The sequence below is a fragment of the Balneatrix alpica DSM 16621 genome (assembly GCF_000619885.1).
Taxonomy (GTDB): Bacteria; Pseudomonadota; Gammaproteobacteria; order Pseudomonadales; family Balneatricaceae; genus Balneatrix; species Balneatrix alpica.
Genome location: NZ_JHUZ01000011.1, coordinates 275,400 through 297,090, shown reverse-complemented (window position 1 = coordinate 297,090; position 21,691 = coordinate 275,400). Strand labels below are relative to the sequence as shown.

Sequence of the window (21,691 nt, the reverse complement as noted above, 5' to 3'; positions counted from 1 at the left end):
ATGTAGGTATCACGGTTTTTGCATCCCAACGGCGGCTAAATCACCGTTTTGCCCATCCTGGCACCCAGTTTTTCGGGTGAGTTATGACCTCTATCAAGCTCAGGAGTGTGGGGGAGTCCCGCGCGGTACTGTTGATCTGTGTTGCCATTGTGACTGGCACACTCATGGATGTGTTGATCAAGCTGGTGGGCGGAGAGGTACCAACCTGGCAGCTGCTGTTTTTGCGTTGGGCCTTTAATGGGGTGCTGCTAATGCCTTTTGTGCTGTATCAAGGCTGGGAGGCGGTGCGCTGGCATAAGCCAGGTGTGCATTTGATTCGGGCTCTACTCACTGTGTTTGGTTCCTTTTTGTTGTTTTATGCCCTGGCCCATCAGCCACTGGGACTGACGATTAGTTTGTTTTTTACCGAACCTCTGTTCGTCTTGCCCATGGCAGCTCTGTTGCTCCGGGAACGGGTTGGTATGGCCAATTGGCTGGCGGCGCTGGTGGGGTTTAGCGGGGTTTTGCTGGTGGCCAACCCCTTTGCCGATATGGCCAAAGGGGTGAACTGGTTTACCTTGCTATCGGTCATGGGGGCAATCGGCTTTGCTGCCAGTCAGGTGATTACTAAAGGGTACGGCCAACAGGAATCGACTCTGGGGCTGATTTTCTGGTTGAGTGTGCTCACTGCAGCTGCCACTGCGCCGATGGCCTGGCATAGCTGGCAACCGCTGAGTAACGAGCAGTGGGGGCTGATCTGGTTATTAACCCTGGCGGGTTGTGCCTATAACCTGTTGTGGTTGATGGCGCTGCGCTGCGGCAGCATGGCGACCATCGCCAATCTGAGTTACCTCAGCCTGCCGTTGGCTTTTGCCGTGGGCTGGTGGTTGTTTGCTGAGGTGCCACAGCTGTCGACCCTGATTGGTAGTGCGGTGATCTTGTTGGCGGTGGTGGCAGTCGGTCGCCACAATGTGCTGCAGGCCCGGCGTTTGGCCTCCTTGGATGAAGAACATCTGCAGGAGGCACTGCTTGAGGCGGATCCGCTGACACCGGTGCAGCAGAAGTCGGTTTAACCCTAGCTGAGCCTAGAGTGCAGCCTCGCCAGTCTCAATCACCAGCGCTTGAGACTGGCGTCGCAAACGCAGGTAGGCAAAGCCCAAGGCACCAGCCAGGGCAAAGACTGCCGCAGCGATAAACACCCAGGCCCCTCCCCAGAGTAATAACAGGCTGCCAAGCGCCACCACCAGTAATTCACTGCCCAGGCTGACACTGCGATATAGCCCCATCACCTGTCCTTGACGGTCTGCCGGAGCTCGGTTGGACAGCACCACTGAAGTGGCCAGCTCTCCCAACGTCATGCCGATTCCCGCTGGAATAAAGGTCCAGAACAGGCCGAGCTGGGTATCCGGCAGGATAAAGGTGGCCATGCCGACCATCATCAGCAGATGCCCTGCGATACCCAGGCTGGAGTTACGAAAGTGTTGTGCCAGGCGGTGGCTGATCCAGGAACCCAGCATCATCGGTAAACTGACCCAGACGGCGGCATAGGCCAGATCAACCGGGCTAAAGTTAAGCTCCTGTACCAGCCATAGATTGAAGTAGGTGAAATACAGCTGTACCGCCAGATAGCACAACAGGGTCAGGACAAAGTAAGGCAGTAAACGGGGCAGTAACAGTAGAGCGAGGTTTGAGCGCCATAGCGACTCACTGTTGCGCTGTTCTAGCGGTTGCTGGCTGGCTGCGGACTGAGCTGGCAATCCCCACAGCAACAAACTGAAGTTAAACAGGGTTAAACCCAGTGCCAGCCAGGCTGGGGTGGCATAGCTGCCGCTAAGCTCTGCCCCATAGCCGCCGAGCAAGGGGCCAATGATCCAACCTAGATTCATCCCCGCGGTGAGTAAGGCAAAGGCACGGGCCTTGCCGCCCGTTTGGGTTTGATCCGCCACCATCGCTTGGGCGATGGCAATATTGCCGTTAAACCAGCCTTCCATCACCCGGCTTAACAAAATCAATATCAGTGACTCTTGGGCAATGCCTATCCCCATTAGGGCAAAGCCTGCGGCCACGCCGAGCAGGCTCAACAACATCACGGGCTTGCGGCCATGGCGATCGGACAGACGACCCAACCAGGGAGCACCGAGTAGTTGGAACAACGGGTACAACGCCATCACCACTCCTAACCACACCTGTCTGGCCCATTCACTGCTGCTGGCGGGTAACAGCTGGCTGGTAGGATCAAGCAGCATAGGGGCGAGGATTGGAGAGGGTAGGCTAAAGCCCGCCACCCCAAGGGTTACCGTAAAGGTAAGGAGAAAAAGAGTGCGGTCCCTAGCCATGATGACTCCTTTAAATAAAGTAATTTGTTTATTTATTTGCTGAGCATAATCCTGCCTTTTGAATAAATAAAGTAAAAAGTTGATTTATTTGTGGGGAGGTCGATAATGCTTGCCATGGAAACCCAGACCAGTACCGATAAAATTCTGTTTCTTCTCAAGACCCAGGGCCCACAGAGCGCAGCGGAGTTAGCCGAGCGCCTGCAGATGACGGCGATGGGGGCACGTCAGCATCTGCAACAGCTGGAGCAGGATGGTTGGCTGGAATCATACTCCGAGGCCCGTGGCCGGGGTCGTCCCAATCGCTTATGGCAACTGAGTGAAAAAGCCTGGAGCCGCTTTCCCGATGCTCATGCCGAGCTAATGGTGGTGATGCTGGACTCCGTGCAGCAGCTCTTCGGCGCGACAGGCTTGGAGCAACTGATCAGTAAACGTGAGGCTGATAGTCTGGCGCTGTATCAGACGAAAATGCAGGAGCACACCAGCCTGGCGGATAAACTGCAGGTGTTAATGGAATTACGTTGCCGGGAAGGCTATATGGCGGATCTGCAGCCACAGAGTGATGGCAGTTGGTTATTGTTTGAGCACCATTGCCCGATCTGTTCAGCGGCCCGCCAATGCCAGGGTTTTTGCCGCAGTGAACTGACACTCTTTCAACAACTACTGGCCCCTGCTCAGGTAGAGCGTACTCAGCACCTGCTCGGTGGGGGCCAGCGTTGTGTCTATCGGATTGTTCCTTCAGCCGAGCTGTAATTGCAGTTCGGTACGATTGTCGGGGCTATCGAAGTCTACCCAGTGGTGATAAATCTCCCGCGAGTAGGGGGTTAACGCCAAGCCCTGTTGCCGGGCCTGACTCACCAGCTTTTGCCAGCTTGCGCGAATCTCCAGCATCGAGCCGGGGTGCTCCAGGCTGACATACTCATAGGCGGGAAAATCAATAAAGCAGCACCCCTGCTGGGGTTCCCCTGTGGCCTGAGCCACCGCCAATGCCAGCCAGAGCTGCATATCTTGGCTGTCATCACTGCCGCACTGATAAATAAACGTCAGGGGGGCAAGGGGGGTGAGCTGTAAGCGCTCCAGTTCGGCGAAAAGTACGGGAACCTTCTGTTCGCCAAAGTGCGGAATATCCTGAATCCGCAGGCGGGCCCCCAGGGCGAGGTAACACTGGGCGGGGTGGGCGTGGCGTTCGAGTTGAGTCATGGTTGCATCCTGCGAGGTGAAGAAAAACCCAGTATAGACGCTCATCCCTGAGCCTAGTGTCTGTTTTTACCCCTGATATCCAAAGGGATCATCAATAGAGTGAGAGGGCTGGGTAAACCAGCGCGGCCCTTGCTCAGTCATATAGAAATGATCTTCCAGACGAATACCAAACTGATCTGGTACGCAGATCATTGGTTCGTTGCTAAAGCACATACCGACGGCCAGCGGGGTCTGATCACTTTGCACCAGATAAGGCCACTCATGGATATCCAGGCCGATACCATGGCCGGTGCGATGGGGCAGGCCAGGCAGTTGATAGTTGCTGGCAAAGCCATCCGCGGCAAGCTGCACTCGGGCAGCAATATCCACCTCCGCACAGGGGCGTCCTAACTGTGCCGCGGCAAAGGCGGCGGCCTGGGCGCGTTTTTCGCTATCCCATACATGGCGCTGGTAGTCGCTGGGGGTGCCGTAGACATAGCTGCGGGTGATGTCCGAGTTATAGCCATAGAGCTGGCAACCGGTATCAATCAATACCATGTCACCCTCTTGCAGATACTGGGGATTCTTCACCCCATGGGGGAAAGAGGTGGCGACACCAAAGAGCACGATGCAGAAGTAAGAGCCCTTGGGCGCCCCCACTTTTTTATGGGCAGCGTGGATAAACTCCTCTACCTCCAGGGTGCTGATGCCGGGGCGCAGAATACGTGCAGCGGCTTTATGCACTTCCAGGGTCATATCCTTGGCCCGTTGCATTAAGGCAATTTCTGCGGCGGATTTGTGCATGCGGCAACCGGCGGTGACGGCTTTACCACTTAGCCACTGGAAATCGCCACCCTGCTCACGCAGGCCATCAAAAATGAAGAACGGAGTGGCTTCATCCAGGCCAATTCGTCCCTGGGTCAAACCCTGTTGGCGCAAGACCTGCACCAGTAGCTGATAAGGGCTTTCATGCTCCTGCCAGCAATGTAGTTGTCCTGTGACCTGCATGTAGTCGTGCAGGGTGCCCTCCTCAAAGGCAGGGGCGATGTAGTGCAGCTCACCATTGGCAAGTAAGAGTGCCCCCACCATCCGTTCACTCGGATACCAGCGGGTGCCAGTGAAGTAATACAGATTGGTGCCGGCATGCAGGTAGAGCGCATCCAGCTGCTGGCTTTGCAGCAATTGGCTGGCTTTGTTAATGCGTGCTTGAAATTCAGCCAGGGTGATGGGGCTGATGCCGTCAGTCATGGGCTTGAGTTTAGCGAGTTCGCTGGCAGCATCGGAGCCGCCGACGCCGATGGTCGTGTTCATGCTGATCCTCCTGAAGAAGGGGTCACTATACCTGGGGGCTGGTACTTGAGGCAGAGTTTGAAACGCAAAACCGCTGGAATTTTTGTATAGGCATCAGCCTGTTATGGAGTTCACTTCGTGTCTTGCTGAGTAGGCAGTACCGGACACTCATCGCCAAGGTAAAGGCAGGGGGGTATGCTGAAGGGCCCTCCTTTGTCAGGGACCATGATGTGAATGCAAGGAGCCCACATGACCTCATCTCCCTCCACCACCAGTTGGCAAACCCTGTTGCGACTCTTGGTATATGCCAAGGGTTACCGTGGCCGCATTGCCTGGGCCAGCTTTTGCACGGTGATGAATCAGCTGTTCGATATTGCCCCTGAAATCTTGATCGGCATTGCCATCGATGTGGTGGTGAATCAGGAGCAGAGCTTTGTCGCCCGCTTTGGTTTTGTCACCCCGGAGCAGCAAATTTATGTGCTGGGTGGTCTCACCTTGGGTATCTGGTTTGGTGAGTCGCTGTTCCAGTACCTCTATATGCTGGCTTGGCGCAACCTGAGTCAGCGTTTGCAGTCTGACCTGCGTCAGGATGCCTATGGTCATATGCAGCAGCAGGATATGGCGTTCTTCGAGCGGCAGAGCTCGGGTCAGTTGATTGCGATTCTGAATGATGACGTGAACCAGTTGGAGCGCTTCCTCGATGGTGGCGCCACCGCGATGATTCATATTGTGGTGTCGGTGATTGCGGTGGGGGCGGTATTTTTTGCCATCTCGCCGTTGATCGCCACCTTCGCCTTCCTGCCTATTCCTCTAATTATCTGGTGCGCATTCTTCTTTATGCGCCGGGCCAATCCACTCTATGCCGAGGTGCGGGAGCGGGTAGGGCAGTTGGCCAGCCGCTTGGCCAATAACATCGGTGGTATGGCCACCATCAAGTCCTTTACTGCGGAGGCGCGGGAGGCTGAGCTGATCAAACAGCACAGTGAGGCCTATGTAGAGGCCAACCGTCAGGCGATTGCGGTGAGCTCGGCCTTCATCCCGGTGACACGGATGGCGATTCTGTCCGGCTTTTTGGTCACCTTTGTGCTGGGCGGCTTGATGACCCTGGAGGGCGAATTAAATGTCGGAGCCTATGGTGTGCTGGTGTTTTTGACCCAGCGTTTGCTGTGGCCGCTGGTGCGTTTAGCGGAAACCGTGGATCTGTACGAGCGGGCGATGGCCAGTACCCGTCGTATTCTCAATTTGATCGAAGCCCCGATTGAGGTGGAAGACCATGGTCAGCGCAGCTTGCCACAACCGGTACGGGGTGAACTGCGCTTTCAGGGTGTGAGCTTCCAATATCCGCAATCGGGAGTGGGAGTAGAAGAGGTCAGTCTGAGGGTCGCCGCAGGCACGACCACGGCTTTGGTGGGTGCCACCGGTTCGGGCAAGTCGACCCTGATCAAACTACTATTGCGTTTTTATAATCCGCAGCAGGGCGAGATCAGCCTGGATGACGTGCCGATTCAGCAGTTGCCGCTGCGTACTTTGCGCGAGCAAATTGGTCTGGTCAGCCAGGAGGTGTTTCTGTTTGAAGGCAGTATTCGCGCCAATATTGCCTATGGTCGGGCGGATGCCAGTGAGGCAGAGATCATCCAGGCAGCGCAGCAGGCCGAAGCCTGGGAGTTTATTGAGCGTCTGCCGCAGGGGCTCGATACCCAGGTGGGAGAGCGTGGGATCAAGCTATCTGGCGGCCAACGTCAGCGTTTGTCTTTTGCCCGGGCGCTGTTGAAGAATCCGCCGGTCTTGATTCTGGATGAAGCCACCAGTGCGGTGGATAACGAAACCGAGGCGGCCATTCAACGTTCGCTACGACACATTGCCCATGATCGCACCTTGCTGATGATTGCCCATCGGCTTTCCACCATCGTCCATGCGGAGCAGATTTTGGTGTTGGATAAGGGGCGGGTGATTGAGCAGGGCAGCCATCAGCAGTTGTTGAGTCTGCGCGGTGCCTATTGGAAACAGTGGCAAGTACAAACCGGTGGGGAGGGTTAAACTTGCCACTGCCGGTAAAAGGCACTGAGCTTGGCATCAAGAAAATCGAAAACCAGGCGCACCCGCCGGGTAGTACGTAACTCAGGATGAACCACCAGATAGTTGGGAAACTCAAACCCTGCAGTTTGTGGAAATAGCCGTTGCACGCTGGGCTCAGTGTCACCGACAAAGTTGGGCATGATGCCAACGGCTGCGGCTTCTTTTACCAGTTGCCAGTGCACCAGATGGTTATCGGTAAACAGGGTGAAGTGGTTGCTGTGAACCGGGTAGCCATGTTGATTCAGTGCCTCAATGAGTGGTGTGTTATCACTAAATCCAATCAGTTCAGCCTGGGCCAAGTCACTGGGTTGCTGCAGGGGAGCAAGGCGGGCCAGGTAGTCGGGGTGAGCGTAAAGATGGGCATAGGCGTTGGGCAGGGCCTTAGCAATCAGCTCGCCCTGCTGGGGTTGAAAATGGCGAATGGCGATATCTGCCTCACGTTTGCGTAAATCACTGGTGGCATCGGTGGCGAGCACTTCTAGGCTGATGCCCGGTGCTTCCTGTCTGAGTTGGCGTAAGAGTGGTGGTAACACATAGGTGGCGACCATGATAGTGGCGCTGATACAGACCCGCCCTTCCAGGGTATCACTGCGCCCGGCGGCACCGAGGGAGAAAGCATTAGCGGCTTCTGCCATGGCACGTACATGGCAGAGCAGGGCTTGGCCATTGGCAGTCAGAGTTAACCCGCGTCCGGCTTTTTCAAACAGTAATATCCCCAGGGATTGTTCCAGCGCCGCTACCTGACGCCCCAAGGTGGGTTGAGACACCCCCAGTGCTTTGGCGGCGGCGGTGTAGGAACCCTGCTCAGCGGTGGCCAAAAAAGCCCGTGCCTGATTCCAGTCAAAGTTCAAGGCTGTCCAGTTAGTCATCTGATCCCTGCTTTTAACCTATGCACTAATGCATGCTTTGTATGCATTTTAGGCTGTTTTTCCTAAAAAAATGTAGTGATAGGCTGCAGTAAAACAGGAGGAGATATGACGGATAAAGCCAAATTTTGGAATCGTACAGCGGCAAAGTATGCCCTCCAACCTATCGCCAATGAGGCGGCCTATCAGCATAAGGTGCAGATTACTGCAAGTTATCTGCAGCCATCGATGCGGGTACTGGAGTTGGGCTGTGGCACGGGTTCAACCGCATTGCTGCATGCTCCCAGAGTGGCATCCATTCTGGCGACTGATGTCTCCTCCAAGATGCTGGCTATTGCGCAGCAAAAGGCGGCTCAGGCGCAGGTGCAGAATATTGAGTTTCGTTGTGCGGCAGTTGAGGATTTAATTCTGCCCCCCGCCTCCTTTGAGGTGGTGATGGCCCATAGCCTGTTGCATTTGTTGGAGGACAAGGAGGCTGTGTTGGCTAAGGCCTACGATACGCTCACGTCGGGTGGTTACCTGATTACCAGTACTCCCTGCCTGGCCGACTGGCTTAATTGGTTCCGCTATATCGCCCCACTGGGACAGGCACTGGGACTCTTGCCATTGGTGCGTTTTTTTGGACAGGCAGAATTGCTAAAGAGTATTGAACAGGCAGGCTTTGTGTTGCAGTACCAATGGCAGCCAGAAAATGACCCTAGGGCAGCGGTGTTTATGGTGGCGAGGAAATGTTAACGCAATATCTGTGCCTTTGCTAAAAATAAAGAAATAGATATGTGCTTATATGTCATGTGATTGTTTTATAAGTATTTGAATTGTCTTCTTCGTTTTCATGAGGAGAGCTCTGTGTTTTTATTAGGTAAAGATCGGGTGAGGATTTTGTTTTTAATCGGAGTGTTTTCTGTTTTTGTAGAAGCGGAAGCATTTGCCAATTCATGTGAAAATGCTTTTCGTGAAGAAGGTGATCCTAGAAATGGAGCAGAATACTTTGCATCTAAAGATATTTCAAATATTAGTGTGTCTGGTGTAATTGGTTAGCTGAGTGCTATATCGATTAAAGATGGGTTTAAGGTTTTAAATGTTGATTCTAATGAAATGGTAGGAAAGTTAACGATTCAACAAGAAAAAGGAGTGTCTCGCCCTTTCTTGATCTACATGGAAGCGAAGAAAAGTGGTGCTTATACCAGCGTCTCTATATCAACTCGGTTGCATCGTGGGGTAATTGCTAAAAGGGAGGATATGCGCAGAAATATGTGTGGCATGCTTGACCGGGTTCTGTCAGGAGCGGAAGGTGAAAGTATTGCTAAAAAACAGCTGTTGCAGAAGCCTTCAAATGCGGCTACTGAAATGTCAGCGATTGATTTGGCTAGAGACTTATTTAGGCTCAAGAAACGAGTTGGTGGCGACCAATCTGGAGCAGATGCAATAAGTGCAAGGTTTGTTGGCCAAAGGTATGTTGTTGATGGGCAAATATATGAGCCACTGGATCAAGGCAGTCGAGTGGATATTTGGTATCGGACTTATAAAGAACCTGGATTTTTAAACTCTATCGAGGATCAGAACTCTGTCTATTGGGCGACAATTGTCTGTCAGATGAATGCCGGAGAGAGTGGACGCGCATTGAAGTTGCAAGGGTATGATTGGGCTAAACTGGAAGGCGTAGTGTCACATTACGAGTTAGGGACGCCGGATAGATTTGTATTAAAAGAGTGCAAATTTAAATAGTAATATTAGTTAAAAAATAGAGGGTTGTGATGAAGAATCCTCTATTTTCCCTTTTCGGTAAATATAATTCCCCACTTCGCATAAATAGCCTGCAAGCGTTGCGGTTGTTGCTGCAGCCGCTCCATCCCGTGATCAAATATTTGGCGGAAATAGCGCCCTCGTTCGTTATTGGCAAAGACCACATAGAGTTTTTGCCCAGAGGAAATTTCACTGAGACGTAAACTGGCCAGTTGCTCAGCATTGAGATCGGCAAGTAGTGGCAGGATGTGGGAACGATAATCAAGCAAAGCATCTATCCGGCGGTTAAGTACCATACTGATACCCAACTCAACGCGGGGGATGAGATGCTTGTCGACGGGAATACCCTGCAAGAGGTGTTGATCATACTGGTAACCTCGCACCCAGCTGACACGCTTACCGGCTAAAGCTTGGCGTTGCTGTGTTTTGATGGCCTCCTCCAGCTCACTCAGATACAGAGCGACGGGTGGTTCCTCAATACTGAGATGCCATTGAGGGTATAGATAGCCCATCTGTTGATCGGTCATATACTCGCCGACCAGGCCATCGGCTTGCTGGCTCATCAGTTCCTGTTGCGCTCGTTTCCAAGGAGTGGTGCGCCACTGCACGGTAATACCGGCTGACTCATAGATTTCCCGCAAAATCTCCCAGTAGAGCCCCGTACCATCCTCATTGGTGTATCCAGGCCAGGCTTCTGTTACCAAGGTGATGCGTTGCAATGCGTCGGCCTGGCTGGCAGGGGCTGCAACTGTCAGTAAACCCACTAGGAGGATACGGAGCAGCAAGGGTAATGAGGTAGTTGTTACCATAGGGATCACTGTTTAAGACACCAATGTTTATGAACTTACCTTAGTGTTTATCGCTGAGACTTTCAGCTGGTATGGAGGCTGGATCGTCATATTTGGCGAGATAGTGTTTTCTCTTGGCTGTACTTAGTGGCTAACGCTTCCTGGTTGGCAATGTGAAGAGAGGGAAAATTGCTACTTGCAAAATTGCATACAATATACAAAAATCCAAAGCGTGAAGATTGGATATTGCATGCAATGTTGGGGCGATACCCCACAGCATTAACCGAGACCTGGCATCCCTTACTTGAACATGCCCAACCCTTAGGAGTCGTTATGAAGATCAATTGGCAAGGGGTATTCCCCGCTGTGACCACCCAGCTCAACCAGGACGAGAGCCTGAACCTGAACAAAACCCAGGAGGTGATCGATAATCTGATCAAGGATGGTGTGGATGGCATCATCTGCCTGGGCACCGTGGGGGAGAATTGTTCACTGAGCGCCGCAGAAAAGCGTGAGGTGATGAGTGCCGCTCATGAGGTGATCAATGGTCGTGTCCCCCTGATTGCTGGAACAGCAGAATGCACCACCCGTCAAGCAGTGCAGTACGTTGAAGATGTCACCAAAATTGGCGCCAATGGCTGCATGGTATTGCCCGGTATGGTGTATCGCTCGAACAATGAAGAAGCGCTCTATCACTTCAGTACCATCGCTCGAAATAACCCCGATACCGCCATCATGATTTACAACAACCCCGTGACCTACGGAGTGGATGTCAACCTGGAGATGATGGCGACGCTGGCCGAGCTGGCCAACGTGGTGGCGATCAAAGAGTCCACCACTGACACCCGCCGTATTACTGAACTCTATAACCGTTTTGATGATCGTTTCACCGTTTTCTGTGGCGTGGATGACATCGCTCTGGAGTCCATCATGCTGGGTGCGACTGGCTGGATCTCCGGTCTGACCAACGCCTTCCCCCGTGAGTCTGTGGCGCTGTTCAAGCTGGCCAAAGAAGGCCGCTATGAAGAAGCGCGGGAGATCTACCGTTGGTTCCTGCCGTTGCTGCGTCTGGACACCATCCCCACCCTGGTGCAGTGCATCAAGCTGGCCGAGCAGGTATGCGGCCGTGGTTCTGAAGTGACCCGTGCCCCCCGTCTGCCGCTTTCTGGCAGCGAGCGTAGCCGGGTAATCAGCCTGGTTGAGCAGTCCCTGGCCACTCGCCCTGATCTTGCCAAGTACGGCTGCTAAGCCGCACGGGGGAGAACACTCCCCCGTCTCCCCATTGCCGTTGGCCAGATAACAATAAGGAGGCCTTATGACCCACCCCTATGTTCGTTTTGATCAGGTGCAAAAGAGTTACGACGGTGAGCATCTGGTAGTGAAAAACTTCAATCTGGATATCGCCAAGGGAGAGTTTGTCACCATGCTGGGGCCATCAGGCTCGGGCAAAACCACCTGCCTGATGATGCTGGCCGGGTTTGAAACCGCCACCCAGGGTGAAATCTATATCAATCAGACGCCGGTGAACCATCTTTCCCCGCATAAGCGGGATATCGGCATGGTGTTTCAAAATTACGCCCTCTTTCCTCATATGACGGTGGCGGAGAACCTGGCCTTTCCATTGCGGGTCCGCAAGTTGCCTCAGGCAGAGATCGAGCAACGGGTTAAGCGTGCACTGGAGATGATCGAGCTGCCCCAGGTGGCTAATCGCCGACCGGCGCAGTTATCCGGTGGCCAACAACAGCGGGTGGCTTTGGCCCGGGCACTGGTGTTTGAGCCACAACTGGTACTGATGGATGAACCCCTGGGGGCGTTAGACAAGCAGTTGCGGGAACAGATGCAGTATGAGATCAAGCACCTGCATGAGCGTTTGGGCATCACCGTGCTCTACGTCACCCATGATCAAACTGAAGCCTTAACCATGTCCGACCGGATAGCGGTCTTTAACTATGGTGAGGTGCAGCAACTTGCCAGCCCAACCGAACTCTATGAAGCCCCCAGTAATGCCTTTGTTGCCCAGTTTATTGGCGAAAATAACCGTCTCAAGGGACGGGTGAGTCAAGTCGTGGCGGGACAAACCTGCCTGGTTGAGTTGGGTAATGGCCAGGTGCAGGCCCTGCCGGTGTGTGTGGATCAGCCTGGGCAGGCGACGGAGGTGTCGATTCGTCCGGAGCGGGTTAGCCTGCAACCTGAGCAGGATGGCTGTGATAACCAGTTTGAGGCCAAGCTGCTGGAGTGGATCTACCACGGTGATCACCTGCGCTTGCGTATGCAGCTGCTGGGTCAGGATGACTTTATCGCCAAGGTGCCTAATGGCAGTACCGCACCGAGTCTGGTGCCGGGGCAGCACCTGCAAGTAGGCTGGCACAGCCGTGACTGCCGTGCCCTGGATGCGGGAGGTGGGGCATGAGCGAGCAAACCTTGGCGGCGGCGATGTTAAGAATGCAGGAGCAGGGCACTGAGCCCCAGGCTAACCTGAAAGCGCGCTTGGCCCAGGCGGAGCGGCGCAACCGCTGGCGCGCCTTGGCCCTGGTGGCGCCGTTGCTGATCTTTGTGCTGGTGACCTTTCTGCTGCCGTTGGCCTCCATGCTGTATCGCAGTGTGCATAACCCACTGGTGGCGGAGTCTTTGCCACAGACGGTTGCCGCCTTATCCCAGTGGCAGTTTGCCGGACTGCCGGATGAGCAGGCATACGCGGCCCTGGCACAGGAGTTAATCAGCCTGCGCCAGAGTAATGATCTGGGCAAGATCGCCAGTCGTTTGAATAACGAATACTCCGGTATGCGCTCGTTAATGACCGCTACGGCACGGGAACTCAGTCGTGCCAGCAGTGCCAGCCAGTACAGTGCCCTGTTGCAAAGTCTGGATAAACGCTGGGGCGAGCCTGGCCCCTGGGCGGCAATCAAAGTGCTGGGGGAACCCTATAACCTCAGTAATTATCTGGCTGCGCTGGATTACACCTATGGCGCCGATGGCAGTGTGCAGGCGCAGCCGGAGAGTCGGCAGATTTATCAGAGCCTGTTTTTGCGCACCCTGGGGCTGACCCTGGCGATTACCGGACTCTGCCTGTTGCTCGGCTTCCCCTTGGCTTATTTGCTGGCCAACCTGCCGGAGAAAACCGCCAACCTGCTGTTGATTCTGGTATTGCTGCCGTTTTGGACATCCCTGCTGGTGCGCACCAGTGCCTGGATAGTGTTGCTGCAAAGTCAGGGGGTACTGAATGATTTGCTGCTATGGCTGGGGCTGATCGAACAGCGCCTGGAAATGATGCACAACCATATCGGTACCCTGGTGGCGATGACCCATATTCTGTTGCCCTTTATGGTGTTGCCGCTGTATTCGGTGATGAAGAGCATCTCCCCGGTGTATTTGCGTGCCGCCCGCTCACTGGGGGCCAAGCCGGCCTATGCCTTTATCAAGGTGTATCTGCCGCAGACCTTGCCCGGCATCGGAGCGGGTGGCCTGCTGGTGTTTATTCTGTCGGTGGGCTTTTACATCACCCCCGCGCTGGTCGGTGGCCGCAGCGGGCAAATGATCTCTAACTTTATCGCCTATCACATGCAAACCTCCCTTAACTGGGGGCTGGCGGCGGCCCTGGGTGGCCTGCTACTGGCGCTGGTGTTAATGCTCTATGCCCTTTACAACCGCCTGGTGGGCATTCAGAACCTGAAAGTGGGGTAAGTTTATGTCTTTACCTGTCTATGCCAGCTGGGCAGAGCGCCTGGCTTACTACGGCAATCGTTGCTTTAGTGCCCTGGTGCTGCTGTTTTTGATTACACCTATCCTGATCATTGTGCCCCTGTCGTTCAATGCCGAGCCTTACTTCACCTTTACCGAGGGGATGCTGGCGCTGGAGCCAGAGGCTTACTCTCTGCGCTGGTACCAGGCCATGCTGGATAACCCCCAGTGGCAGCAGGCACTCTGGAATTCGTTGTGGATCGCCTGCCTGGCCACCCTGGTCGCCACCGTCTTGGGCACCCTGGCAGCAATTGGCTTGTCCCGCGCGCAGATGCCCTGGCGCAACACCATCATGGCGATCCTGATCGCGCCGATGATTGTGCCGGTGATTATTGCCGCCGCCGGGATGTACTTCTTCTTCACCTGGCTGGGGTTGGGACAAACCACTACTGGGGTGGTGCTGGCCCATGCGGTGCTTGGCACGCCCTTTGTGGTGATTACGGTGACAGCCACCTTGAGTGGCTTTGATAGCAGCCTAAGCCGTGCTGCGGCGTCACTGGGGGCAGGGCCCTGGCAGAGCTTTCGTGAGGTGATGTTGCCGCTGATCCGCCCAGGGGTGATCTCCGGCGGCCTGTTTGCCTTTATCACCTCCTTTGACGAGGTGGTGGTGGTGCTGTTTTTGGCCGGGCCCGAGCAACGCACGGTGCCACGGCAAATGTGGTCGGGTATGCGTGAACAAATCAGCCCAACTATTTTGGCGGTGGCCACCATCCTGATTTTGGTCTCGGTACTGCTATTAGTGACGTTGGAGCTGTTACGTCGGCGTAACCAGCGTCTTCGTGGCATAAGTAGCCATTAAGCTGCCAAGCCTTCGGTGGGATATTCAGCGAGCTAGCAAGTGAGCTAGTATCTAGTGGGCGGGTAGAACGTCTTTATCCGCGATAAAAACTAGCAGCTTGGAGTCGCTATGTTTTCCTCCACCGAAGGGCTCTATCACGCCATCTTCGACAGTGCACAGTTTTCGGTGATTGCCACGGATTTACAGGGCACTATTCACTACTGCAACAAATACGCGCTCAACTTACTGGGTTACCAGTGGGATGAGCTGGTGCATAAGACCACCCCTGTGCTGATCCATGACCTGGCCGAGGTCGAGGCCCGCGCGGCTGAGTTAAGCCTGGAACTTGGTTATCCGGTCGGCGGTTTTGACGCCTTTGTTGCCAAGAGTCGCCGTGGTGAAGTGGTTGAGCAGCGTTGGACTTATATCAGCAAAAGCGGGGAGCGCATCCCAGTTTTGCTCTCCGTTAGCCAGCTTTGTGATGAGCAGGGTCAACCACAGGGTTTTTTGGGGGTGGCAAAGGATTTGCGTGAGCTGCAGCAACTGCGCTCATTCTTCCAGGAAAGTGAAGATCGTTTTAAGCGCCTGGCTGATGCCGCCTTTGAAGGCATTATGATTACCCGCAACGGCGTCATTTCTGACTGCAACGATAAAATGCTGCAAATGAGTGGTTATAACCGTGCGGAGCTGCTCGGCATGAGCCCTTTGCATCTGGTGTCCGAGCAGTTGCGTAATGAAGTGGGGCAGCGGATTAAGAGTGGTTCAGAGCAACTCTATAAGGCCGATTTGTTACGTAAAGATGGCCAAGTGATGCAGGTTGAGGTTTGTGCCCGCCATGCCAGGGAGCAGGGGGATCGCATCCGTATTACGGCGATTCGCGATCTGACTGAACGGCAAGAGCTGGAAGATCAAATCGCCCGCCAGCAGCAGGCATTGCGTGAAAAGAATGACGAACTGCGTCATCAGGCAATGCATGATGAACTCACCCGCTTGCCCAACCGGCGTGCAGCGATGTCGATGATGGTGGCGGAGAGTCGTCGTTGCCGTCACTTTGGTCAGCCGTTTTCGGTGTTAATTCTCGATATTGATCACTTTAAGCACTACAACGACGACTTTGGCCATTTGGCCGGCGATGAAGCCCTGGCCCGGGTGGCCGAGCTGCTGGCAGGGCATGTGCGTCAAAGTGATATGGTGGCCCGCTATGGTGGAGAGGAGTTTGTTTGTCTGTTACCGGGGGCCGACGCCTCTGCTGCTTTTCAGGTAGCGGAAAAGCTGCGCCAGGTGGTGGAAGGCGAGGTCTGGCCACTGCGCACCATTACCCTCAGCATAGGTTTAAGCACCAGCCATAGCAGTAAAGAGGCGCTGGAGGTGTTATTGAAACAGGCGGATGACGCCCTCTACCAAGCTAAGCGGCAGGGGCGCAATCAGGTTTGTCAGGCGCAGTATCAGCGAGCGGGTTAGGTTGCGATCGCTGTATTTGGTTGTTGCATCCAGGCTTCGAATTGGCCAACTGGCATAGGCCGAGCAATATACCAACCCTGTAAGCATACCTTGGGCTTGGTGGTTAAAAATCGGGCTTGAGTGGCCAGTTCAACACCTTCTGCGACTACGTCGGCATCGATGGCATCAGCAATACCGATAATGGCCTGCACGACCTCTTTACCCTTGGCATGATTAAGAATGCCATCGACAAAGCTCTTATCAATTTTGAGTACGTCTACTGGATAACGTTCTAAGTAGGCCAAGCTGGAGTAGCCGGTACCAAAATCATCCAGGGCGACTTTGGCGCCGAGGGAGCGCGCTAGCTTCAGGGTTTCATGCACGATAGGAGCATTTTCCAGCAGAACAGACTCGGTAATTTCCAGGGTTAAGAAGGGCATGGCTTCTTTTTGCGCTTTAATCTGCTCATATAGGGTGCGTGTGGCGAATTGTTGGGCAGAAATATTAATGGCCAGGCGGAAATCTTCGCCCCACTGTTCTTTCCATTGATTGACCAGTACAGCTGCGCGATTGAAGACCCAGTGGCCAATTTCCAGAATTTGCCCGGTTTCTTCCGCCAGGGGAATAAACTCCAGCGGCCCGACTATGCCTCGGCGGGGGTGATTCCAACGGATTAGGGCTTCTGCTGAGGTGGTACGCTCACTAGTTGGCGCCCAAATGGGTTGCAGATAAAGTTCAAACTGCTCTTCCTCGATTGCCAAGGCTAGCTCGCGACGAACTTGGCTACGGCGTTCAGCTTCTTCATTCATATGAGAAGCAAAGTAACGAAAGCCATTGCGCCCACCCTTTTTGGCTGAATACATGGCGGTATCGGCATGTTGGATCAGCTCTTCCGGAGTATCACCATCACCTGGGTAGTGGGCGATGCCGATACTGGCGGATAGCTCCAGGCCTTGCTTAATCTCGGCCATGGGCAGACGCGTCGAATCCAATAACTGATGAATAATACGCTCTAGCGTCAGCACATCGTCCAATTGGCTTAAAATAATAACGAACTCATCCCCGCCAAAGCGTCCCACCGTATCGGTGGAGCGCACCAGGCTAGTAAAGCGGGCCGCTACTTCTTTGAGAACTCGGTCACCAATACGGTGTCCTAATAGATCGTTTATGGGTTTGAAATTATCTAAATCCATAAAGAGCACATAGGTGGGTAGGCCGCTGCGATCACTCAGGCGCATTTGCTCATGGAGTCGATCCAGGGTCAGGCTGCGATTGGGTAACGCTGTTAAAGGATCAAAGTTAGCCTGTTTAAAGATGGTCGCTTCTTGGTGTTTCGATTGGGTAATATCCTGCACCACCGCGACTACCAAGTCTTCAATATGCTCGGGGTGAAGGGACAGACTGACGGATAATCTGCCCCAGCAAATTTCACCGGTGCGTGATAGATAACGTTTTTCGATACGATAGCTGTCTCGCTCACCTTTGATCAGTTCGGTAAAGAGGGCGCTATCGACTGCTCGGTCTTCTTCTAGGGTTAGATCGCGGAAGTGTTTACCAATCAGCTGCTCTGGCTCATATTCCAGCATGTTGGCAAAGGCCTGATTGGTTTGTCGAATATGGCCAGTTAAGTCGATTAGCACCATCCCCACTGCTGTATTGGCAAAAATGGATTGGAAGCGAATAGCAGTGCGTTGCTCGGCTTGCTTAGCTTTGATGAGATCAGTGACATCTGAAGTACTGCTGACTAAGTACTTTCCTGCGCCATTCTCGTCACTGACCATCTGTCCGCTTTCTTTAAACCCAGCGCTCACCCTCTTTGGGTAAGCGGATGCGGTATTCAAAGTTCCAGGTAGGTTCCAGGTGTTCAATCACATGGCGTTGGAATAAGGCTCTGTCGTCAGGGTGAATCCATTCAAGTAAGGCGGCGGGATGGGCTTGTAACTCAGTATTGGGTCTGCCCCAAATGGCCTTGCAGTTAGGGCTAACATAGAGCATTTCGCTAAAGTCAGGGGATGCCATCCATATCACTTCTTTTAAGGACTGGGTGACAAGCTGTAGACGTTCTTCGGTTTGCAGACGGAGGACTTCTTCTGTGCGGAGTTCGGTGACATTGGTAAAACTTAAAACGGCGCCAGTACGCTGGCCGCTACTGTCTTTGTAGGGAGAAATTTGCATCACGTAATGGGTGTCATTACGTGCTGCCCGCTCAATGACGGTTTCACCTTTCTCTAACGTATGTTGCAGCTGTTTACGTAAGTTAGGCAGGGGTAAGTTACATGGAATGCCAACCAGATGCTGCCCTACATCATCGGGCATTAAGCCAAAAATACGTACCGCTAAGGGATTAAAGCGGGTGATACGGCCCAGCTTATCGACCACCACCAGGGCGATTTGTACCGAGTTTTGAATATTGGAGAGGGTGTCGTTTAACTCGGTGAGCTCATTAGATTTGGCCTGTAACTCATCGTTCAGGGTGGTGAGTTCTTCGTTGGTGGCCTGCAGCTCTTCGTTGGTGGTTTCTAACTCTTCATTGGAGGATTGCAGCTCTTCAGAGCTGGCTTGCAGTTCTTCATTCAGGCTTTGCAGTTCTTCGTTAGAGGTTTCTAGCTCTTCTATAACCGCTTGTAAGTGCTCCCGTGTGCCCGCCAGTTCTTGTTGTACTTCGAGCAGGTGGCGGGCCATCTCACTGTTGTTGCCCGCGCCATCAAGAACGGCACTGATTTCATTGATATCAGTGCCCTGGTTCTCTTCAAAACAGATTAGGATGCCGCGTTCATTGGTGCCGCCTTCTATCCACAATTGACGTAGTACCAAACGTAGATGGACCGGCTTGCCTTCCAGCTGAATCACCATTGGGTGGCCGACGGTTTCGGCCAGGCCCTGCTGGCCCATCCGATGTAGCAGGGTGCGCAGTTCAGTGCGAATAGCAGGAATACAGAGGGACAGAATGGAAAAGTCCGCTGCCCCTTGGGGCAGGGTTAAGAAACGTCGCGCATCACCAAAGAAATGCAAAGGCTCAAACGCCTGACTGACTAAGATGCTGGCAGGGGCATACTCTCTTAACAGTATTTCTCGCAGAATATCCAGACGTGCGGGCTGGGAGAAACTACCGCGAAAACCGACTTGGCCATTGGTGGTAGTGGCAAAGGTGAATTGCCCACCGATTCGTACAGGGTGTGGAGTTTGTACGGCACGTTTGCGGTAGAGCTTGTTTTTACCATCAACGGTAGAGAAAAGGTTAGTTGCACCACTGGTGGATTCGGATTTGCCCAGTAGCAGGTAACCGCCAGGATTAAGGGCATAGTGAAATTTATTAAAGATATCTTCTTGCAGACCCTGCTTGAAATAGATCATCACGTTACGGCAAGTGATGATATCCATGCGCAGAAAAGGTGGATCGCGCACCACATCCTGGCGGGCAAAGACACACATTTCGCGAATCATCTTACTAATGCGATAGAAGCGTCCTTCCTGATGGAAGTAACGGTCACGCAGATGTGGCGGCATGTCCTCTAGCGAAGTCTCAGGATAAAGTCCTGCACGAGCGACATCGGTGGCTGCCAGGTCGATGTCGGTGGCAAACACCCGTACATCAAAGTCATTTACCCGGCTGCCCAGGGTATCAACCAACAAAATGGCGATGGAGTAGGCTTCTTCACCAGTAGCGCAGCCTGGCACCCATACCCGGATACTGTCCCGTGGGCTTTTATTCTGTGCCAGGTTATTGATTACCCCGACTAAGGCTTCAAAGGGGCCTGGGTCGCGAAAAAAAGCGGTGACTGAAATCAGAAAGCTTTTTTGTAGTGTATGGAGCTCACTGGGGTGTTGTTTTACAAAACTGAGATATTCATCGAGAGAGTCTAACCGCAACGCGGCAATGCGGCGCTCAAGCTGGCGAGTCAGGGTGGCCTCTTTATATTGGGTAAAGTCAATTTGAGTGACTTTAAACACTTGATCCAGGATATCGCGTAAGGTGGCTGTATTGGGTTCGGCTTCGGCGGAGTCCTGAATAATACGAGCAGGGGTGATTTCACCCAGGGTATTTAGATGATGCGCAATGTCATGAATAGTAAGTTGAAGATCCACCGAACCGGAGCGTACTGCAGCCGAGGGCATACCATCGTGCTTGGCTTCGTCTAGCTTCTGCACAATGACGAGACCGCCTTCAGCTTTAACCGCTCGGCAACCATGGGCGCCATCACTGCCGGTGCCGGATAAGATAACTGCCACAGCGTTATCTTTATATTGGGCAGCTAGTGAATGAAGGAGCAGATCAACAGAGGGTTTGGGGCCAATTTCATTGGTGGTTTTTGCTAGCGTAATATGGCCATTTTTGACGGTTACGTCACGATTAGGTGGGGTGACATAGACGTGGTCAGCCAAAATCAGCTCACCATCTTCTGCGGTTGTCACCGGGATATGGGCATCGCGTGAGAGTAAGTCTGTTAACAGGCTGGTATGTTGCGGTGACATATGCTGGGCAACGATATAGCTGTTTTTACCGTTACTGCGTAGATCTGCAATTAATGGTCTAAGTGCTTCAAGCCCCCCTGCCGATGCCCCTAGGGCAATAATGTAGCTAGGCACACTAAGGGGGGTCGACTTATCCATTTAATCCAGTCCTGTTCGACGCCAGCATGTAGGCTAGCGAGTATTTGCTAAATTAATTCAGCCGCAAGAATAGGGGGAAAACCAGTGCTTGCCCAGCTGTCCATAGTCTAAAGGCATGAGTCACCATGCCTATGCTTACTTAGCTACGCTACGGGGGCTTTACAAGAGGGAGAGTTAGTTACCCTGCTGGGAGCGTAGCAGTTCTTCAATCGCCTGACCGGCTTCGAGGATATGTTTGCGCAGCAGTGTCACCGCCTTTTTGCTGTCTTTAGCTTTGCACAGGTCGAGTAGTTCGCGGTGTTCCTTCTCTGCCTTTTCCACTTTTTTGGTCAGCAATAATTGCATGCGGATATAGCGGTCGCTACGGGTATTGAGGGTATCGATCAGTTCCATCGCCAAGGGTTTGTTGGCGGCGCGATAGAGGGCGGCATGCAGTTGTTGGTTCAGCTCGCTCCAGTTTTCTACCCGGGTGCCGGTATCCAACGCATGATCAAAGGCGGTGAGGATGTCTTCGGCCCGCTTGAAGTCCAGTTCGGTCATATGGGGAATGGCCTGGGCCAGCACTTCACATTCAATCAGGGCGCGTAGTTCAAAGAGTTCATGGATGGTATCCACCGACAGCTCCGTCGCGGTCGCCCCTTTGTGTGGCTCAAACTCCACCAGGCCCTGTGCCTCCAGCAGCAGCAGCGCTTCCCGCACGGGAATGCGGCTGACATTCAGCTCTTTGGCCAGCGCATCCTGGCGCAGCGGCGTACCCGCTTGGATTTCACCCGTGAGAATTTTGTCACGCAGGATTTCAGCGACAATCTGAGTACGGGTTTTATGAATAGGCGCGGGTTTTGCCATGGAGTGAAAGTCCTGGTTGCAGGG

Annotated in this window: 19 protein-coding genes; 11 read left to right on the top strand and 8 right to left on the bottom strand. The window is 53.6% G+C overall.

Annotation, left to right across the window (positions count from 1 at the left end):
- Window positions 1-83 precede the first annotated feature (83 nt).
- Window positions 84-1,052, top strand: coding sequence for a DMT family transporter (locus Q334_RS0105405; RefSeq protein ID WP_081414346.1), 969 nt, complete (start codon window positions 84-86; stop codon window positions 1,050-1,052).
- Window positions 1,053-1,064: 12 nt separating this feature from the next.
- Here Q334_RS0105405 and Q334_RS0105400 read toward each other — a convergent pair whose 3' ends face one another.
- The gene (locus Q334_RS0105400) at window positions 1,065-2,315 is read right to left on the bottom strand and encodes an MFS transporter (protein ID WP_027312319.1); all 1,251 of its coding nucleotides are present in this window, start codon (window positions 2,313-2,315) and stop codon (window positions 1,065-1,067) included.
- 105 nt (window positions 2,316-2,420) lie between these two features.
- Between Q334_RS0105400 and Q334_RS0105395 the strand changes: the two genes are divergently transcribed.
- A complete protein-coding gene (locus Q334_RS0105395) occupies window positions 2,421-3,065 on the top strand; it encodes a helix-turn-helix transcriptional regulator (RefSeq protein ID WP_245593660.1) in 645 nt (214 codons plus the stop codon).
- Here Q334_RS0105395 and Q334_RS0105390 read toward each other — a convergent pair.
- Entirely contained in the window at window positions 3,051-3,512 is a 462-nt protein-coding gene (locus Q334_RS0105390) for a GyrI-like domain-containing protein (protein ID WP_027312317.1), read from the bottom strand. The genes Q334_RS0105395 and Q334_RS0105390 overlap by 15 nt on opposite strands.
- 66 nt (window positions 3,513-3,578) lie before the next feature.
- On the bottom strand, window positions 3,579-4,802 hold the full coding sequence (locus Q334_RS0105385; RefSeq protein WP_027312316.1) for a M24 family metallopeptidase: 1,224 nt from the start codon (window positions 4,800-4,802) through the stop codon (window positions 3,579-3,581).
- A gap of 228 nt (window positions 4,803-5,030) precedes the next feature.
- Between Q334_RS0105385 and Q334_RS0105380 the strand changes: the two genes are divergently transcribed.
- The gene (locus Q334_RS0105380) at window positions 5,031-6,818 is read left to right on the top strand and encodes an ABC transporter ATP-binding protein (RefSeq protein WP_027312315.1); all 1,788 of its coding nucleotides are present in this window, start codon (window positions 5,031-5,033) and stop codon (window positions 6,816-6,818) included.
- Here Q334_RS0105380 and Q334_RS0105375 read toward each other — a convergent pair.
- On the bottom strand, window positions 6,815-7,726 hold the full coding sequence (locus Q334_RS0105375) for a LysR family transcriptional regulator (protein ID WP_027312314.1): 912 nt from the start codon (window positions 7,724-7,726) through the stop codon (window positions 6,815-6,817). The genes Q334_RS0105380 and Q334_RS0105375 overlap by 4 nt on opposite strands.
- Window positions 7,727-7,831: 105 nt before the next feature.
- Here Q334_RS0105375 and Q334_RS0105370 point away from each other — a divergent pair, with 105 nt between their 5' ends.
- The 3 genes from Q334_RS0105370 (at window position 7,832) to Q334_RS0105365 (ending at window position 9,448) form a co-directional block, all read left to right on the top strand.
- Window positions 7,832-8,458 (top strand): class I SAM-dependent methyltransferase, encoded by a 627-nt coding sequence (locus Q334_RS0105370; RefSeq protein WP_027312313.1) that lies wholly within the window; start codon window positions 7,832-7,834, stop codon window positions 8,456-8,458.
- A 111-nt stretch (window positions 8,459-8,569) separates the two neighbouring features.
- Window positions 8,570-8,761 (top strand): hypothetical protein, encoded by a 192-nt coding sequence (locus Q334_RS20410; RefSeq protein ID WP_155888958.1) that lies wholly within the window; start codon window positions 8,570-8,572, stop codon window positions 8,759-8,761.
- Between the two features lie 117 nt (window positions 8,762-8,878).
- On the top strand, window positions 8,879-9,448 hold the full coding sequence (locus tag Q334_RS0105365) for a hypothetical protein (RefSeq protein WP_027312312.1): 570 nt from the start codon (window positions 8,879-8,881) through the stop codon (window positions 9,446-9,448).
- Between the two features lie 41 nt (window positions 9,449-9,489).
- Here Q334_RS0105365 and Q334_RS0105360 read toward each other — a convergent pair whose 3' ends face one another.
- A complete protein-coding gene (locus Q334_RS0105360; RefSeq protein WP_027312311.1) occupies window positions 9,490-10,275 on the bottom strand; it encodes a substrate-binding periplasmic protein in 786 nt (261 codons plus the stop codon).
- A gap of 312 nt (window positions 10,276-10,587) precedes the next feature.
- Between Q334_RS0105360 and Q334_RS0105355 the strand changes: the two genes are divergently transcribed.
- The 5 genes from Q334_RS0105355 to Q334_RS0105335 all read left to right on the top strand — a co-directional run bounded on the left by Q334_RS0105355 (window position 10,588) and on the right by Q334_RS0105335 (window position 16,231).
- Complete coding sequence (locus Q334_RS0105355) at window positions 10,588-11,502, top strand: dihydrodipicolinate synthase family protein (protein ID WP_027312310.1); 915 nt, start codon at window positions 10,588-10,590, stop codon at window positions 11,500-11,502.
- 67 nt (window positions 11,503-11,569) lie between these two features.
- Complete coding sequence (locus Q334_RS0105350) at window positions 11,570-12,664, top strand: ABC transporter ATP-binding protein (RefSeq protein WP_027312309.1); 1,095 nt, start codon at window positions 11,570-11,572, stop codon at window positions 12,662-12,664.
- Complete coding sequence (locus Q334_RS0105345; protein ID WP_027312308.1) at window positions 12,661-13,935, top strand: ABC transporter permease; 1,275 nt, start codon at window positions 12,661-12,663, stop codon at window positions 13,933-13,935. Before Q334_RS0105350 ends, Q334_RS0105345 begins: the two co-directional genes overlap by 4 nt.
- A gap of 4 nt (window positions 13,936-13,939) precedes the next feature.
- A complete protein-coding gene (locus tag Q334_RS0105340) occupies window positions 13,940-14,791 on the top strand; it encodes an ABC transporter permease (RefSeq protein WP_027312307.1) in 852 nt (283 codons plus the stop codon).
- A 108-nt stretch (window positions 14,792-14,899) separates the two neighbouring features.
- On the top strand, window positions 14,900-16,231 hold the full coding sequence (locus Q334_RS0105335; protein WP_027312306.1) for a sensor domain-containing diguanylate cyclase: 1,332 nt from the start codon (window positions 14,900-14,902) through the stop codon (window positions 16,229-16,231).
- On the opposite strand, the gene Q334_RS19855 is transcribed toward Q334_RS0105335, so the two are convergent.
- The 3 genes from Q334_RS19855 to Q334_RS0105320 form a co-directional block, all read right to left on the bottom strand.
- Window positions 16,228-17,991: a putative bifunctional diguanylate cyclase/phosphodiesterase gene (locus Q334_RS19855; protein ID WP_027312305.1), complete on the bottom strand. Its 1,764-nt coding sequence runs from the start codon at window positions 17,989-17,991 to the stop codon at window positions 16,228-16,230. The genes Q334_RS0105335 and Q334_RS19855 overlap by 4 nt on opposite strands.
- 13 nt (window positions 17,992-18,004) lie before the next feature.
- The gene (locus Q334_RS0105325; RefSeq protein ID WP_027312304.1) at window positions 18,005-20,821 is read right to left on the bottom strand and encodes a CheR family methyltransferase; all 2,817 of its coding nucleotides are present in this window, start codon (window positions 20,819-20,821) and stop codon (window positions 18,005-18,007) included.
- Between the two features lie 174 nt (window positions 20,822-20,995).
- Entirely contained in the window at window positions 20,996-21,667 is a 672-nt protein-coding gene (locus tag Q334_RS0105320) for a GntR family transcriptional regulator (RefSeq protein ID WP_027312303.1), read from the bottom strand.
- Window positions 21,668-21,691 lie beyond the last annotated feature (24 nt).